Here is a 15197-nt window from a genome sequence, read left to right on the forward strand (position 1 = left end):
TTTTGAAATTGTAATTTTATGTAAGATGCAAAAATGTTCTTTTTCAGGCGAAGGGCTTGATTTCTTTTGCTTTTCGTGAAAGTTTTGATTGCGTTTCTTGTAATGTGTGGTAAAATGTGCTATGTTATTGCTGTACGCACTGTCTCCCTTTTCCACGGAGCTGCCCGGCGGCTCTTGATCGCATTGCGGGAGACGGAATTGGCACATATAACCACAGTTAAATTTTATGCCGTAGTAAAAGATGGACTGTTTCGATCTCCTGTTTTCAGGTATGGAAGTCCCGTCAAAGGGTACAATGAAAGCAGGCGATCTGCCTTGATGTAAAAGAGAGGGTTTTGGGTTTGACAAAATATGTAATTCGGGGCGGCAAGCCCCTGTTTGGCGAAGTGGAGATCAGCGGCGCAAAAAATGCTGTTGTGGCAATTCTCCCTGCCGCACTGCTGGTAGATGGCGTCTGCCGCATTGAAAATATCCCTCAGATCTCCGATGTGCACCTGCTTTTGACTATTTTGGACGAGCTGGGCGCGGTTGTCCGCTCCATCAATCCCCACACTGTGGAGATTGACTGCACCCATATCCGTTCCACGCGCACCTCCTATGAGTTGGCGCGTCGTATTCGTGCGTCTTATTACCTGATTGGTTCTCTTCTGGGCCGTTTTGCCAAAGCCGAGGTCGCCATGCCCGGCGGCTGCAACTTTGGCGTCCGCCCCATCGATCAGCATATCAAGGGCTTTACCGCTCTGGGTGCGGACGTTGTGGTGGAGGGCGGGTTTATTCATGCATCCTGCGAACAACAGCGGCTGCATGGGGCCAACATCTATTTGGACGTGGTATCCGTTGGCGCAACCATGAATATTATGATGGCCGCCGTCTTGGCTGAGGGCAATACTGTTATTGAAAACGCGGCAAAGGAACCCCATATCGTGGATCTCGCCAACTTCCTGAACTCCATGGGCGCTAACGTCCGGGGCGCAGGCACCGACACCATTAAGATTCAGGGTGTTTCCCGCTTGAGCGGCGGAACCTATGCCATCATTCCCGATCAGATCGAAGCCGGAACCTATATGGCGGCGGTGGCTGCTACCGGCGGGCAGATTCTTGTGAAGAATATTATCCCCAAACACATGGATTGTATCACCGCCAAGCTGCAGGAGTGCGGCGTGGAGGTTGAGGAGCGGGAGGATACGCTTCTGGTTCGCCGCAGCGAGCCGCTGCACAAGACCAACGTGAAAACCATGCCTTATCCCGGTTTCCCCACCGATATGCAGCCCCAAATGACCACGGTTCTGGCTCTTGCCGAGGGCACCTCACTGGTAACAGAGAGCGTCTGGAACAACCGGTACCGCTATGTGGACGAGCTGAAGCGCATGGGCGCCACCATTCAGGTGGACGACAAGACCGCCGTGGTTCAGGGCGTGGACCATCTCACCGGTGCGCCCATTCAGGCCTGCGATCTGCGGGCCGGCGCAGCGCTGGTCATTGCGGCGCTGGCTGCAAAAGGGGAATCGGAAGTCAGCTGCGTGCAGTATATCGAGCGGGGCTACGAAGGCATTGTGGACAAGCTTCGGGCACTCGGGGCCGATATCCGCGTGGTTGAAGAACCGGGTGATAACGAGCAGTTGGAGGCCCACATCGGCTGAGCGGGGAAGCAACATCCGCTCCATCCGTTTCCGGCACGAAGGCTTTGCGGTTTTCGAGGAGTTGTCAATATTCGCGTCCGCGATGAAGGTCGCCGACTTTCGTCGACCGCCTCCATCACGGACGCGTTTTTCTATTTTGGCTGCCAATTTACGCAGCGCTATCCATTTCACATTTTAGACGCACGGGGGACTTTTTTTGACTACTTTACATACACTTGCCAGCGGTTCATCCGGCAATGCCGCTCTGTTGGAGCAGGACGGTGTGTGCCTGCTGGTGGACGCGGGAATCTCCTGCCGACGCATTACAACCGCTTTGCGGGAGCTGGGCCGAACCTTGGACGACCTCTCCGGCATTCTCATCACCCACACCCACACCGATCATATCGCAGGTCTGCAAACTCTCTTGAAGCAGTGGGGCGGCCCCATTTTTTCCAGTGAAGCGGCCGGTCAGGAACTGCGGCGGAAGCTGGCGGGAATAGATGGACGTCTGTCTCCCTTTGTGCCCGGCGAACGGTTTACCGTGGACGGGTGCGATGTGGACTCCTTCCCCACCTCTCACGACGCTCCCGGCTCCGCCGGTTTTCGCGTTGGAGACTTTGGCCTTTTGACCGACACGGGATATGTGACCGACGCGGCCGCGGACACCCTCTCCGGCGTGCCACTGCTGGTTTTGGAGTCCAACCACGACGTGGATATGCTGCGAAGCGGGCCGTATCCCTACTATTTGAAACGGCGTATTTTAAGCGATGAGGGACATCTCAGCAACCATGCCGCGGCGCAGTTTGCCGTGGCGTGCAGCCGGAGCGGGACGACAGAAATTGTTCTGGCCCATCTGAGCAAGGACAACAACACGCCGGAGGCGGCGCTTTGCGCTGTTTCCGCCGCCTTGGCAGAGGCAGGCGAAGCGCCCGCCCTGTCCGTGGCACCCCGGAGCTGTGCAGGGCCTTGCCACGAGGCAGTGGAGGTCGTATGCAAAAGGTAACCATCCTGTGCGTGGGAAAACTAAAGGAGCGGTTTTATGCGGACGCCGTGGCGGAATACGTGAAGCGGCTGTCCCGGTTTTGCAAGCTGGAGATTCAGGAGCTGCCGGAGGCGCGTCTGAGCGAATCCCCTTCCCCCGCCGAGATTGAGCAGGCCCTTTCGGAAGAGGCCGCGCGGGTGGAAAGCAAGCTGCCGAAATCCGGAGCGGTGATCGCGCTGTGCATTGAGGGACAGGAGCTGAGTTCCCCCGCTTTGGCAGAGACGCTGAACGGCTTTGCCGTTTCTGGTGCGTCCCAGTTGACGTTTCTGATCGGCGGCAGCGTGGGTCTGCACCCCTCGCTGAAGGCCAAGGCCGATTTAAAGCTCTCCATGTCGCCCATGACGTTTCCCCACCATCTGGCGCGGGTAATGCTGTTGGAGCAAATCTACCGGGCCTATCAGATTCAGGCAGGAAGCCGATATCACAAATGAGATTTTGAGCTGTTCGCCCAAAAGATCATACCAGTTTTGCTTATTTGTATGCAAGGAGGAATTGTATGAAAGACGAAGGCAGTTGGGGATTTCGGCAAGGCGATCTGCCGGAACACTGGCCCACCGGTCCGGACGGCCAGCCGGAACAGGCCGCGCTGCTGATCGCGGCGCAGTCAGAGCTTGGCGGCGGGGCGGACGTGCTGTTGTCCATGCTGAGCAGCTGCGAGATCCCCGCGTTCAAGTCCGGCTCTCTGGGCAAGGTCATTTTCGGATTTGCCGGGCGGGGCGTGGATATTTACGTACCCCAGTCCAAGCTGGAGGACGCCAAAGAAATTTTGGACCATCCCGCCCCATCGGGCGGCGAAGAATAAAGGAGGGAATCCTATGGATTTCATGCAGGAATACGAAAAATGGCTCAAAAGTTCCGCACTGTCGCAGGCGGAAAAAAATGAGCTGTCCGCGCTGAGAAACGATCCCAAGGAAATCGAGGCCCGGTTTTATGGCCCGCTGGAGTTCGGCACCGCCGGACTGCGGGGTACCATGGCCGTGGGTCTGCACAATATGAACATCCATGTGATCCGCCACGCCACGCAGGCTTTTGCCGAGGTGATTCTGGCGGAGGGCGGCGACGCGGCGGCGCGGGGCGTGGCCATCTGCATGGACTGCCGCAACCACTCTCTGGAATTTGCCCGGGAGGCTGCCTGCGTGTGCGTTTCCAACGGAGTGTCCGTGCGGATTTTTGAGTCTCTGCGCCCCACGCCGGAGCTTTCCTTTTCCGTGCGGGAATACGGCTGCATCGCGGGCATTAACGTCACCGCCAGCCACAATCCCAAGGAGTACAACGGTTATAAAGTCTACTGGGAGGACGGCGCACAGCTGCCGCCCCATCATGCGGAGGCCATTGCCAAAAAGATGACGGAGATCGACATTTTCTCCGGCGTAAAGACCATGAAGTGGGAAGACGCGCTGGCATCCGGCCGCGTCACCGTGCTGGGTGACGAGACTGACCGGAAGTTTATGGCGCAGGTCGCCGCCATGATTAACGACAAAGAGAGCGTCGCCAAGGTGGCGGACACCTTTAAGCTGGTATACACCCCCTTCCACGGCTGCGGGTATAAGCTAGTGCCGGAGGCGCTTCGGACGCTGGGCGTGAAGCACATCCTCTGCGAGCCGAAGCAGATGAAGATTGACGGCAATTTCCCCACCGTGGTTTCCCCCAACCCGGAAAACCCGGAGGGATTCTATCTGGCCATCGACCTTGCGAAGCAGAACGATGTGGACTTCATCGTGGGCACCGATCCGGACAGCGACCGGGTAGGCATCATGGTGCGGGACAAGAGCGGCGAATTCCGCCCCGTGACCGGCAACCAGACCGGCGTGCTGCTGCTGGACTATTTGATTGGAGCCATGAAGCGAGCCGGAAAGCTCCCGGAGCATCCTGTGGCGCTGAAAACCATCGTCACCACGGAGATGGCCCGCAAGGTTGCGGAGATGAACGGCGTGGAATGCTTTGACACCTTCACCGGCTTCAAGTTCATGGCGGAGAAGAAAAACGCACTGGAATCCGCCGGCGAGGGAAAGGTCATCTTCTCCTATGAGGAGTCTTACGGCTATATGCTGGGCGATTATGTCCGGGATAAGGACGCGGTCACCGCCTCCATGCTGCTCACGGAGATGGCCGCGTGGTACGCCTCTCAGGGAATGACGCTGTTTGACGCGCTGGAAAAGCTGTATGAGAAATACGGTCAGTACGCCGAGAAGACCTATAATCTGGTGATGCCGGGTTTGGATGGTCTGAAGGACATGGCCGCTCTGATGAAATCCCTGCGGGAAAACCCGCCCGCTTCCATTGCCGACGTGCAGGTAACCGTCCGCAAGGACTATGCCGACGGCACAGTGACCGACTGCGTCAGCGGTACAAAGAGCACGATGGAACTGTCCGGGTCCAACGTACTGCGCTTTGAGCTGGCGGACGGCACTACCATCCTGGTTCGCCCGTCCGGTACGGAACCGAAGATCAAGGTCTATATTCTGACCCTCGGCGCCGACAAGGACATCTGCGCCAAGAATCTGGAAAAATACGGCGCTTGGGCAGCGGCACTGCAAAAATGAGTGCATCTGCGGAAAAAGGTGCCGTGGCTCTGCGGCTGTATGCCTCCGCCTGCCCGCGGAACGATTTCTATCTGGAGCGGGTGGAAACCATCAGCCGAGAAATCGGCCTTTGCTGCACGACGGAAAAGGAGATGGATGAGGACGCTATCACGGCTCAGGGCTTTGAGAGCGTCTGCCAGCCCTCCTACTGTCCCGGCTGCCGGGCAAACCACGCGGCGCTGGCCGACGCGGATTCCCGCTATCTGCCGGTCTTGACGGCAAACGGAACGCCGCTGTTTTGGAACGTTCCTCCATCAGACGAGGAGCTGCGGTCCGCTTTATCGAAGTATCTATAAAAATAGCGCCCGCTCCCAAATGGGAGCGGGCGCTATTTTTCTCTACGCCGTCAATCAAGCGGCGCAAATTTAATCAATTTAGAAAATCTTTCAGCTTCTTGCTGCGGCTGGGATGGCGCAGCTTGCGCAGGGCCTTTGCTTCGATCTGCCGGATACGCTCGCGGGTGACGTTGAACTCCTTGCCCACTTCCTCCAGCGTCCGGGCGCGGCCATCCTCAATGCCAAAGCGCAGCTTTAAAACCTGCTCTTCTCTGGGGGTCAAGGTAGACAGAACATCCATCAGCTGCTCCCGCAGGAGCTTATAGGACGCGGCCTCGGAAGGCTCCGACGCGCCCTCGTCGGGGATAAAGTCGCCCAGATGGCTGTCTTCCTCTTCACCGATTGGCGTTTCCAGAGACACCGGCTCCTGCGCAATTTTCAAAATCTCACGAATGCGCTCAACAGCCCGCTTCTTTTCGTCGTCCCGTACTTTTTCCCATGCGGCCACACCGCCGTTCATCTCAATGGCAATCTCCTGAGGGCTGGGATCGTGGCCCAGCTCCTGCAAAAGCTGGCGGCTGACGCGAATCACCTTGTTAATTGTCTCCACCATGTGTACAGGAATCCGGATTGTCCGAGCCTGATCCGCGATGGCGCGGGTAATGGCCTGACGAATCCACCACGTCGCGTAAGTGGAAAACTTATAGCCCTTCGTATAGTCGAACTTTTCCACTGCCTTGATGAGGCCCAGATTGCCCTCCTGAATCAAATCCAAAAACAGCATTCCGCGGCCCACATACCGCTTGGCAATGGACACCACCAGACGCAGGTTGGCCTCCGCCAGCTTCTGCTTGGCAGTCTCCCCGCTGTACAGCGCCTTTTTAATCTCCTCTTCTTCCTCCGCCGTGATGGTGACAGGCTCACCGTCCTCGCGCTGGCGGGCCAGTTCCTTCGTCTTCTGCTCTGCCTCCATGCCGGCAGCCATCCGCTGCGCCAGACTCACCTCTTCATCAGGAGAGAGCAGGGGTACTTTGCCGATCTCTTTCAAATACATCCGCACGGGATCGTCAATAGCAAAGTTCCCCACCAGAGAATTGGGGTCCACCAGCTCCTCTTCCTCTACGTCGGCGATCTCCTCCGCCGCCGGGCCGTCGTCGGGCAGTTCGGGAAGAATGTCCTCGTCGGTGCTGATATCAATGTTCAGTGCTTCCAGAGAATCATAGAGCTGATCCATCTGGTCGCCTTCCAGATTCAGGTTATCCAAAGACTCCGCCAGTTCGCCGGAATCCAGCTTGCCCTTTTTCTGCGCCTTGTACAGCAGCTCCCGCAGCTTCTCATTGTTGGTGAGCCATGCGGCGGCGGGCAGTGCCGCCACCTGCTTGTCATCCAGACGGAGGATCCCGGCCTTCTTCGCTTCCTCGTCAGTCATGACGGCAGCAGACTCCTCAACGCCCTTTTCACTTTTCTTTCCCGGCTTTCCCGTTTTTTCCGCCTCAGCCGCCATCTGGGCGGCGAGGAGGACGTTGGCTTGCTGCTCCAGCAATTCCTCCCGAGTCAGTTCTTTCTTCTTAGCCATGTTGCTTTCCTCCGTTGCTTTTTTTCTGATCTTTGAACTTTTCCGTAACTGCCAGCAGCGGGTCCACCAGTCCCGCCCCGGCCCGTTTCTCCGCCTCTCCGCGGATGACCGTTATGTAATCTGTCAGTGCCTGCCGCCCGTTGGCGACGGATTCCGGCTTCTGGCAGAGATTCGTCATGTGGCTCATCTCTTCCCCGCTCAACTCCCCCGCAAGGGAAGTAAGGCGGGGTGCGCTCCCCTGCTCCTTCTGTTGCCACAAGAGGGAAAAAACCTTTCCCAGCAACGGAGAGGAGAATTCGTCCTCCCGCAGCGGCAGCTCCGCCGGGAACAAACTGTCGTCCAGCAGAAGCAGCCGCAAAACGCCTTCCTCCGCCATGGCCGAACGTACATTGGTATAATGCATGGCCCGCACCTTGGGCTGAAGCTCCATCGTAGGATTCAGCTCCCGGCGCTCCCGCGCCCGTTTCTCCTTGCTCAGACGGCGCTTAAACGCTCTTTGAACCTCCAACCGCATGGCCTCCGGCGTCAGCTTTGCCGCTTCCGCCGCCCGGACCGTGTAGATATCCCGCTCTACGGGGCTCTCCAGCCCCGCCAGAAGTGCGCTGACCTCCTCGGCGTAGCCCAGCCGCTGCTGGTCGTCCGTCAGGTCATACTTCCCCGCCGTCTGGGCCAAGCGGAATTCAATCCCGTTTTCGCTGCCGGAGAGAAGCCGCTCAAAAGCCCCGGACCCGAAGTTTTTGATGAAATCATCCGCGTCCTGCTTGGCCATGGTTCCGTCGTCCATCCTTCTGTTGGGCAGTTGAAGGACTCGAACGGCAAACTCTGAATTGTTCAGAATCTGCAAAGCTCGCTCCGTCGCGATCTTTCCGGCGTTGTCGTTGTCGTAGCACAGCACCAATTCCTTGGTGTACCGGCTCAAAAGCCGGGTCTGCTCCTGCGTCAGCGCCGTACCCATGGAGGCCACCGCATTGTCAAACCCCGCCTGATGAAGCGTCACCACGTCGATGTTGCCCTCGCACAAAATGATGTTGGGCCGCTTGGATTTCTTCGCCAGATTCAGCGCGTACAGTTCCCGGCGCTTGCTGTATACCGGCGTTTCGGAGGAATTCATATACTTTGGCTCCGACTTATCCAGCACCCGTCCGCCAAAGGCCACCACGTCTCCCCGCACATCAATCACGGGAAACATGAGACGGTTGCGGAATTTATCATAGATGCCGCCGTTCTTATTCTGGACGGCAAGACCCGCGCTCAACAGCTCCGCCTTTGTGTACCCCTTGTGGGTCATGGCAGTAATCAGCGCGTCCCACCGGTCCAGTGACGCGCCCAGTCCAAAATTGACCGCCGTGGCCTTTTTGATCTGCCGCCGGTCCAAGTAGTCCTGCACCGCCCGACCCTCCGGCTGCTGGAGCATCTGATGATAAAACCGGGCCGCGTCCCGATTCAGGTCCAGCAGACGCTGGCGTCTGCGCCCCGCCTCCCGGTCGCCCTCCTCCTCCGGGACCTCCATGTTGGCCCGTTTGGCGAGGAACCGCACCGCATCCGGGAAGGAGAGGTTCTCCTCCTCCATGATAAAGTTAATTACGCCGCCGCCCTTCTTACACCCGAAGCAGTAGTAAATCTGCTTATCGGGAGAGACGGAAAAAGACCCCGTCTTCTCACTGTGAAACGGGCAAAGGCCAAAGAGATTCGTCCCCCGCCTCGTCAGCTGGACGTAGTTTCCCACCACGTCCACAATATCGCTGCGGGCCGTCAGCTCGTCCAAAAAGTTCTGCGGAAACGACAACGGAACTACCCCCTTCCGGTCAGTCTTGCCAAAATCGCAGTCTGTCATACCGGCGCAATCCGGCTCAGTCTCTTATTTATACCCCGTGGGGCTTCAATTTCCTCTTTTTTTTGCAAATTTTAAGAAAAGTTTTCTCTCTTGCCTTTACAGTTCCCTGTTTCCCCGTTAAAATAGAGTCTTAGAGCAAGATTTAGAAACAGCGGCAGCAATCGAATGAAGGCCGTGCGTTTTGGCGCAAGGATGACCACGCAGCACCGGGATGCTTGGGCCGCTGAACCGCTGTACGATAGAGAGAAAGAGGTGAAATCATGGCTGTGGAGCTTTGGGCGGCGCTGTTGGATCGCCCGCTGTCTCAGCGGGAGAACGACGCGCTGCTGTCCATGCTGCCGCCGGAGCGGCGGGAGCGGATTCTCCGCGTCCATGACTCCGTCAAGTGGCGGGAACCGCTGTGCGCCTATGCCATTCTACGTCAGGCGCTGTGGGAACTGTATCGCTGGAAGGACCTTCCCGAAATCGGGCTGACCGCACAGGGAAAGCCCGGATTTCCAGCCTTCCCCACCGTCCATTTCAATCTGAGCCACACCTCCGGCGCGGTGCTGGTGGGCCTTTCCGACGAGCCGGTGGGCGTGGATATTGAAAAAATTCGTCCGGTGTCCGAGCGGGCCATGAAACGGCTGGCGGACGTGGCCTCGGAAAAAGCCTTTTTTCAGAGCTGGGTTCGGCGGGAAGCCCGCTTCAAGCGCAGCGGCACGGGTGTGAGCACCATGATGGAGGGAGAAACTCCCTTGCAATACGGCGAATATTTTTACTACGTGGACACCTTTCAGGGATATGTCGCCGGTGTAGCCACCCGCAGTGAGGAAGGACTGGGCAAAATCCGCAAATTTTCCCTTGAACAGATGGTATAAGCCTGCCGTGCGGCAGGCTTATCCTTTTTTACGCCAAATCCACCACCGTCACATCGTGTCCGGTGTGGGGCAAGAACTTTTCCAAAATATCCTTTGTTTTCAGCTTTAAGCTGCTGGTGCAGATGCAGGGATGGCAGCTGAGATATTCTGCCTCATAGACCTCCCGCTCCATCAAAAGGCGGACGGCGTGCTTCTTGTCGTTCATCAATCCCAGAATGGTGGCAGATCCGGGGGTGCAGTGCAGCAGCTCCCAGAGCTGTTCCTCCGGTGCAAAGGAAAGCCGCGCAGAGCCGATCTGGGCGCTGAGATCCTTGGTGTGAAAGGGCTTATCCGGGCCCATGGCCAGCAAATAAAACTGGGTCTTCTGCCGGTTGCACAAAAAGAGGTTTTTGCAGATAGGCACTCCCAAAACCGCGCTCACCTCCGCGCATTTTTCCATGGTATCGGCGCTTTCGCTGGAAACACGGTCATACGCAATCCCCAGTTCTTCCAGCAGGTCAAAGGCGGCGGCCTCCTGCGGCAGCAGCACGCCCTCTGGGCGGGTATTGTGGCTTAACGGCGTGATTGTCATGTTCTTTCTATCCTCTCTCTGACTGCGGCAGCCCCGCGCCGCAGTGCGGCGCGGGGAGCGCGGTGTTCTTATTTAGATTGTGCTTTCTGTCCGCGTTTGCCGCGGCTGAGAGCAATCGCCGCTTATTCCGCCAGCAGCTTTTCTCCGGCCCGGTAGATATCTCCCGCACCCACGGTCAAAATGAGGTCCCCGGGCTGGGCAATAGAGCGGAGCTGCTCCGTCACCTGCTCCAGTGTGGAGCAGTATACCGAGCCGGGAATTTGTTTGCACAGGTCGTTGGAGCTGATACCGATGGTATTCGTCTCCCGCGCGGCGTAAATCTCCGCCAGAATCGCCACGTCCGCCAGCTTCAGCTCCTCAGTAAAGCGTTCAAACAGCTTGGCGGTCCGGGAATAGGTATGAGGCTGGAACGCCAATACCACCCGGTGATACGGCAGTTCCTTCGCCATAGTCAGCAAGGCGTGCAGCTCGTCGGGATGGTGGGCATAATCGTCATAGACATCTGCGCCGTGAAACGTTCCCTTCCGCTCGAACCGCCGTCCCGCACCGGTGAAATCAGCCAAGCCCTGCTCCACGGCGGAGCCGGGAAGCCCCAGCACATAGGCAGAAGACGCGGCGGCCAGAGCGTTGAGAACGTTATGTCTGCCGTGGAGCGGCAGCGTCACATGGGCATAGGGCTTGCCGTATATCGTCACGTCAAAGACCTGCTTGCCGTCCTCCTCCCGGAGATTTTCCGCGGTGCAGTGGGCCGCGTGATCGAGAGCAAAGGTGAACACGGGACGGCCCAGATTCTTCAGCGCCGCCATGGCCCCGGCGTTGTCCGCGTTGGCCACCACTCGCCCGCCGTCCGGCACCAGCTGCGCAAACCGGCGGAAAGAGTGCTCAATATCCTCCAGATCCTTGAAAAAATCCAAATGGTCGGCCTCCACGTTCAGAATCACCGCCACCGTGGGATAAAACGACAGGAAGGAATTGCAGTATTCACAAGATTCCAGGATGATGGTATCGCCCTTTCCCACCCGATAGCCGGAGTGGAGCATGGGCAGTGTACCGCCGATCATAACCGTGGGGTCCGCCTCCGCCGCCATGAAGATGTGGGTGCACATGGAGGTAGTGGTGGTCTTTCCGTGGGTACCGGAGACGCAAAGGGCGTTGGGATAGCGGCGCATGATGGCTCCCAATGCCTGCGCCCGCTCATAGACCGGAATCCCCCGAGTCACCGCGCCGGAAATCTCCGGGTTGTTGTCATGGACGGCGGCGGTACGGATCACGAAATCGCAATCCCCCAGATTTTCCGCGCTATGCCCAATATCCACATGGATTCCCAAGGACTTCAAATGCTTCACCGCATCGCTCTCATGGATATCGGACCCATGGACCACAAGGCCCATTCCTTGCAGGACTTCGGCCAGCGGGCACATGGACACGCCGCCGATTCCCACCAGATGGACCCGCTTGCCGGAAACCATGTAAGCGCTGATCGGCTTTAGATTATTCATCATAAATGGTTCGCTCCTTCTCTTGCAATGGCTTGCAAATGGGACAATGTTTATTGTATTATAATCTGTATCGTGGTTTTTTATAGCCTGCGCAGTGCGCAATCCGCCAAAATAATCCTTTGAACCTCCCGCAAAGCGCTGATGATTCATCCAAAATCTTGAAGCGGTACAAGCGGCGCTCCCCGTTTTCGCATCTGCGGGATTGAAAGACTTTCTCAAAGAGCATATTATACTATGAGATATTAAAAAATGCAACTGAAAAGGCCGCTGGCCGCCTCTTTTGCGGCGGCGCGGACCTGTTCTCAAGAAAAAGGAAGTCAGGTGATCCAAGTGGACATTCCAGAACCCGTAAAATCAGTTTTAAATGTGCTGGAGAGCGGCGGCTATGAGGCGTACTGCGTGGGCGGCTGTGTGCGGGACTCGCTTCTGGGCCGGGTTCCAGAGGACTGGGACGCAGCCACTTCCGCTCTTCCCGAGGAGACGATGGCGCTCTTTCCGGGCCGCGCCTTTCCCACCGGGCTCCAGCACGGCACGGTTACCGTCCGGGAGGGTTCTCTCCGCGTGGAGGTGACCACCTTCCGCACCGACGGAACCTATGCCGACAGCCGCCACCCCGACTCCGTAACCTTTACGCGCTTGCTGGAAGACGATCTGAGCCGCCGGGACTTCACGGTGAACGCCATGGCGGTAGATCTACGGGACCAGCTGACAGACCCCTTTGGCGGACAGGCCGATCTGCGCGAAGGTATTCTGCGCTGCGTGGGGGACCCGGAAAAGAGGTTCTCTGAGGACGCGCTGCGCATTCTTCGGTGCCTGCGGTTTTCCGCCGCTTTGGGTTTTTCCGTGGAAGCGGAGACAGCCCGCGGGCTGCGGAGCTGTCGGGAACTGCTGCGCGGCATAGCGGCGGAGCGGGTACAGGTTGAACTGACAAAGCTGCTGTGCGGTTTTGCGGCAGCGGAGACACTGCGTGAATTCCCAGAGGTTGTGGGAACAGTGCTCCCGGAGCTTTTGCCCATGGTGGGTTTTGATCAGCACAGCCGCTATCACTGCTACGACGTTTGGGAGCACACCCTCCACGCGCTGGACGCGGTTCCGGCGGAGCCGGTGCTGCGCTGGGCGGTTTTGCTCCATGACGCCGGCAAACCCGCCTGCTTCACCCGGGACGAGCGGGGCGGACACTTTTACGGGCATCCCGCCGTCAGCGCCCAGATTGCAGACGCCATTTTGCGGCGGCTGAAATTTGATAACGCCACCCGGGAAGCCGTGACCACACTGGTTTTGTGGCACGACCGGGACATTCCTCGGACGGAAAAAGGCGTTCGCCGGGCGCTGATGAAGCTGGGAGAAACGCGGCTGCGGCAGCTGACCGAGGTAAAGCGGGCGGATAATCTGGGACAGGCTCCGGAGTTTCGGACTCGTCTCCGGGAGCTGGAACGAGGCACACAGATTTTGGATGGGCTTTTGACGCAGAACGCCTGCTTCTCCCTGAAACAGCTGGCTGTGAGCGGTCGGGATTTGATGGAGCTTGGTTTTCGCGGCCCAGAGATCGGCACAGCGCTGAACCGGCTGCTCTCCGCCGTGGTAGACGGCGACCTCCCCAACGAAACAGCCGCGCTGCTCTCCGCAGCCCGGGCGCAGGATTTTCTGTCAGTTTGAAAGCCCGGAGATATGGCACTCTGCCATGTCTCCGGGCTTTCCGGCTCTATTTTTTATGCCATAGGACGCGACGTTTTTCTCCTGATAATAATATCTTCTACCGCACCGCCCCTCAGCGTCCCCGGCGTTTCCACGCAGGTGCGCTCGGCAGCGCTCATTAGAAGCGACGCCTCAGTTTTGAAAAAGATATTTTTGAAACAGTTCAGCGGAATAGATTGGGTTCAGCTGTTCAATATACCGGGGCACCAAACCCAAGGCGGGCAGCAAAAAGCGGCGCGCCATTTGGCGCGCCGCTTACTCTTGGACATTGTTATGTAAACAAAATCAGATGCGCATACCGCCCACAAAGTAGGTATTGTAATACCCGCTGGCCAAGCTGCTGATAATCACACCGCCGCTGCTGGCAGACGACGAGTGAATGAACTGCCCATCGCCGATATAAATTCCGGCATGGGAGCAGGCCTTCCCCATCGAACGGCTGGGATCGCAGAAGAACACCAGATCCCCCGCCTGCAGCGCAGAGGTGGAGGTAATCTTCTGGCCTGCTCCGCTCTGCCACTGGCTGGTGGCGCTGTGGGGCAGGCTGACGCCCACCTGCTTAAAAACGTACATCGTAAAGCCCGAGCAGTCAAAGCCGCTGGGAGACGCACCGCCGTAAGCATACCGGGTTCCCAGATACTGCTTGGCAACGGAGATCACGCTGGAAGCGTTGGACGAAGCCGCCGAGGTCAAATCCACAAAATCGCTACGGATATAGCCTGTGGTACCATACTGGCACGTCACCGCATACCATCCGTCGGCAAAGCCGTCCACCGTCACGGGGGCGTCGGTGTTGACCGTGGCAACAGACCCCGCCTCAGCGGAGGCGGAGGAACGGACATTCACGCCGTCGCTGTTCACGCGGCCATCGGCGGTGAAGACGCCGTCCTGATCCTCGATCACATAGTCGGCGGAAAGATAGCCGGACTTGCCGTCATAGCTGACATTATACCAGCCGTCCTGCTTGCCGAGAATTGCAACGGCAACGCTTTTGTCCAACTGGGTGACAACGGAAGAAGAAGTGGATGCCTCAGAACGCAGCCGCAAACTGGAGCCGGTGGTGCAACCAACGCCGATGGCAATATTATCGGCGGCGGAAACAGTGGCCGTCGCGGCCAGCAGCATAGTCATCACAGCGGAGAGAGCAAGGAGTCCTGCCGCTTTACCTGCGTGGTGTGTCATAAGTGTACGCTTCCTTTCGAATTTGTCGTTTGTTGGGAAGTGGGGGGAGCCGTCCGCCTTACAGCTTGCCGGCCAATGCGCGCTCCAGCCAGATGGCGGAGATGTCCATGGCCTCGTAAAGGCTCTCTTTTTCACTTTTTTTGACCACGCGGTCCCGAGATTTCAGATCCGGGTCCGTCAGCTGCAGCTGGACAGAAACCCGTGTCGCTACATTCAAATCCTGCACTTTTTTGGTATCCAACACCTGAATCATAATGATATATTTCTCGGCCATCGTGCCGTAGTAGATGAAGTTATCTACGCGGCGAAGGGGATGCCCCTTGTAAGTCAGGCCAGCGGCCTGTTCCGTATTTTCAGCCATCGGTACGCTCCTTTGAAAAAGTTTGTAACCGAATTGTAACAGATTTTTTCCACTTTGTCAATTCTTCAGCGCCTGTTTTTTGAGGAAATTTTATTCGGATA

Annotated in this window: 15 protein-coding genes; 9 read left to right on the forward strand and 6 right to left on the reverse strand. The window is 57.7% G+C overall.

Going from position 1 to position 15197, the window contains the following annotated elements:
• Nucleotides 1-341: 341 nt before the first annotated feature.
• From murA to ON16_RS11470, 6 genes are all read left to right on the forward strand, one after another.
• Complete coding sequence (murA, locus tag ON16_RS11445) at nt 342-1640, forward strand: UDP-N-acetylglucosamine 1-carboxyvinyltransferase (protein WP_040663013.1); 1299 nt, start codon at nt 342-344, stop codon at nt 1638-1640.
• A gap of 196 nt (nt 1641-1836) precedes the next feature.
• Complete coding sequence (locus ON16_RS11450) at nt 1837-2622, forward strand: MBL fold metallo-hydrolase (RefSeq protein ID WP_040662553.1); 786 nt, start codon at nt 1837-1839, stop codon at nt 2620-2622.
• Nucleotides 2610-3092 carry a 23S rRNA (pseudouridine(1915)-N(3))-methyltransferase RlmH gene (gene rlmH / locus ON16_RS11455; protein WP_040662555.1) on the forward strand — a complete coding sequence of 161 codons (483 nt, stop codon included), beginning with the start codon at nt 2610-2612 and terminating at the stop codon, nt 3090-3092. Before ON16_RS11450 ends, rlmH begins: the two co-directional genes overlap by 13 nt.
• Before the next feature lie 65 nt (nt 3093-3157).
• Complete coding sequence (locus tag ON16_RS11460) at nt 3158-3463, forward strand: putative signal transducing protein (RefSeq protein WP_040662556.1); 306 nt, start codon at nt 3158-3160, stop codon at nt 3461-3463.
• Nucleotides 3464-3476: 13 nt separating this feature from the next.
• Nucleotides 3477-5204, forward strand: a complete 1728-nt coding sequence (locus tag ON16_RS11465; protein WP_040662558.1) for a phospho-sugar mutase — start codon at nt 3477-3479, stop codon at nt 5202-5204.
• Nucleotides 5201-5539: a hypothetical protein gene (locus tag ON16_RS11470; protein WP_144032106.1), complete on the forward strand. Its 339-nt coding sequence runs from the start codon at nt 5201-5203 to the stop codon at nt 5537-5539. Before ON16_RS11465 ends, ON16_RS11470 begins: the two co-directional genes overlap by 4 nt.
• A gap of 73 nt (nt 5540-5612) precedes the next feature.
• Here ON16_RS11470 and rpoD read toward each other — a convergent pair whose 3' ends face one another.
• Nucleotides 5613-7094: an RNA polymerase sigma factor RpoD gene (gene rpoD, locus ON16_RS11475; protein WP_051131719.1), complete on the reverse strand. Its 1482-nt coding sequence runs from the start codon at nt 7092-7094 to the stop codon at nt 5613-5615.
• Nucleotides 7087-8928, reverse strand: a complete 1842-nt coding sequence (dnaG, locus tag ON16_RS11480) for a DNA primase (protein ID WP_243441824.1) — start codon at nt 8926-8928, stop codon at nt 7087-7089. Before dnaG ends, rpoD begins: the two co-directional genes overlap by 8 nt.
• A 260-nt stretch (nt 8929-9188) precedes the next feature.
• Here dnaG and ON16_RS11485 point away from each other — a divergent pair, with 260 nt between their 5' ends.
• A complete protein-coding gene (locus ON16_RS11485; protein WP_040662561.1) occupies nt 9189-9788 on the forward strand; it encodes a 4'-phosphopantetheinyl transferase family protein in 600 nt (199 codons plus the stop codon).
• Between the two features lie 28 nt (nt 9789-9816).
• Here the strand turns inward: ON16_RS11485 and ON16_RS11490 are convergent, their stop codons facing one another.
• Together ON16_RS11490 and murC are read right to left on the reverse strand one after the other, a co-directional pair.
• A complete protein-coding gene (locus tag ON16_RS11490; RefSeq protein WP_040662562.1) occupies nt 9817-10359 on the reverse strand; it encodes a prolyl-tRNA synthetase associated domain-containing protein in 543 nt (180 codons plus the stop codon).
• A gap of 122 nt (nt 10360-10481) precedes the next feature.
• Nucleotides 10482-11861, reverse strand: a complete 1380-nt coding sequence (gene murC / locus ON16_RS11495; RefSeq protein WP_144032107.1) for a UDP-N-acetylmuramate--L-alanine ligase — start codon at nt 11859-11861, stop codon at nt 10482-10484.
• 246 nt (nt 11862-12107) lie between these two features.
• Between murC and ON16_RS11500 the strand changes: the two genes are divergently transcribed.
• Both ON16_RS11500 and ON16_RS15620 read left to right on the forward strand, forming a co-directional pair.
• Entirely contained in the window at nt 12108-13514 is a 1407-nt protein-coding gene (locus ON16_RS11500; protein ID WP_243441825.1) for a CCA tRNA nucleotidyltransferase, read from the forward strand.
• Between the two features lie 12 nt (nt 13515-13526).
• Nucleotides 13527-13832: a hypothetical protein gene (locus ON16_RS15620; RefSeq protein ID WP_144032108.1), complete on the forward strand. Its 306-nt coding sequence runs from the start codon at nt 13527-13529 to the stop codon at nt 13830-13832.
• Nucleotides 13833-13838: 6 nt separating this feature from the next.
• Here ON16_RS15620 and ON16_RS11505 read toward each other — a convergent pair whose 3' ends face one another.
• Complete coding sequence (locus ON16_RS11505; protein WP_040662563.1) at nt 13839-14735, reverse strand: C40 family peptidase; 897 nt, start codon at nt 14733-14735, stop codon at nt 13839-13841.
• 58 nt (nt 14736-14793) lie between these two features.
• Nucleotides 14794-15096 carry a hypothetical protein gene (locus tag ON16_RS11510; protein WP_040662565.1) on the reverse strand — a complete coding sequence of 101 codons (303 nt, stop codon included), beginning with the start codon at nt 15094-15096 and terminating at the stop codon, nt 14794-14796.
• Nucleotides 15097-15197: the final 101 nt, after the last annotated feature.

Origin of the sequence: Oscillibacter ruminantium GH1 (assembly GCF_000307265.1) — a bacterium.
In the GTDB taxonomy this organism is placed as follows: Bacteria; Bacillota; Clostridia; order Oscillospirales; family Oscillospiraceae; genus Oscillibacter; species Oscillibacter ruminantium.

Bases quoted from the DNA above. Each gene is read 5' to 3' on its own strand.
- ON16_RS11460 (WP_040662556.1), top strand. From the start codon at position 3,158: ATGAAAGACGAAGGCAGTTGGGGATTTCGGCAAGGCGATCTGCCGGAA.
- ON16_RS11500 (WP_243441825.1), top strand. From the start codon at position 12,108: ATGCAACTGAAAAGGCCGCTGGCCGCCTCTTTTGCGGCGGCGCGGACC.
- ON16_RS11485 (WP_040662561.1), top strand. From the start codon at position 9,189: ATGGCTGTGGAGCTTTGGGCGGCGCTGTTGGATCGCCCGCTGTCTCAG.
- dnaG (WP_243441824.1), bottom strand. From the start codon at position 8,928: ATGACAGACTGCGATTTTGGCAAGACTGACCGGAAGGGGGTAGTTCCG.
- ON16_RS11510 (WP_040662565.1), bottom strand. From the start codon at position 15,096: ATGGCTGAAAATACGGAACAGGCCGCTGGCCTGACTTACAAGGGGCAT.
- rpoD (WP_051131719.1), bottom strand. From the start codon at position 7,094: ATGGCTAAGAAGAAAGAACTGACTCGGGAGGAATTGCTGGAGCAGCAA.
- ON16_RS11470 (WP_144032106.1), top strand. From the start codon at position 5,201: ATGAGTGCATCTGCGGAAAAAGGTGCCGTGGCTCTGCGGCTGTATGCC.
- ON16_RS11490 (WP_040662562.1), bottom strand. From the start codon at position 10,359: ATGACAATCACGCCGTTAAGCCACAATACCCGCCCAGAGGGCGTGCTG.
- ON16_RS15620 (WP_144032108.1), top strand. From the start codon at position 13,527: ATGGCACTCTGCCATGTCTCCGGGCTTTCCGGCTCTATTTTTTATGCC.
- ON16_RS11465 (WP_040662558.1), top strand. From the start codon at position 3,477: ATGGATTTCATGCAGGAATACGAAAAATGGCTCAAAAGTTCCGCACTG.
- ON16_RS11505 (WP_040662563.1), bottom strand. From the start codon at position 14,735: ATGACACACCACGCAGGTAAAGCGGCAGGACTCCTTGCTCTCTCCGCT.
- rlmH (WP_040662555.1), top strand. From the start codon at position 2,610: ATGCAAAAGGTAACCATCCTGTGCGTGGGAAAACTAAAGGAGCGGTTT.
- murC (WP_144032107.1), bottom strand. From the start codon at position 11,861: ATGATGAATAATCTAAAGCCGATCAGCGCTTACATGGTTTCCGGCAAG.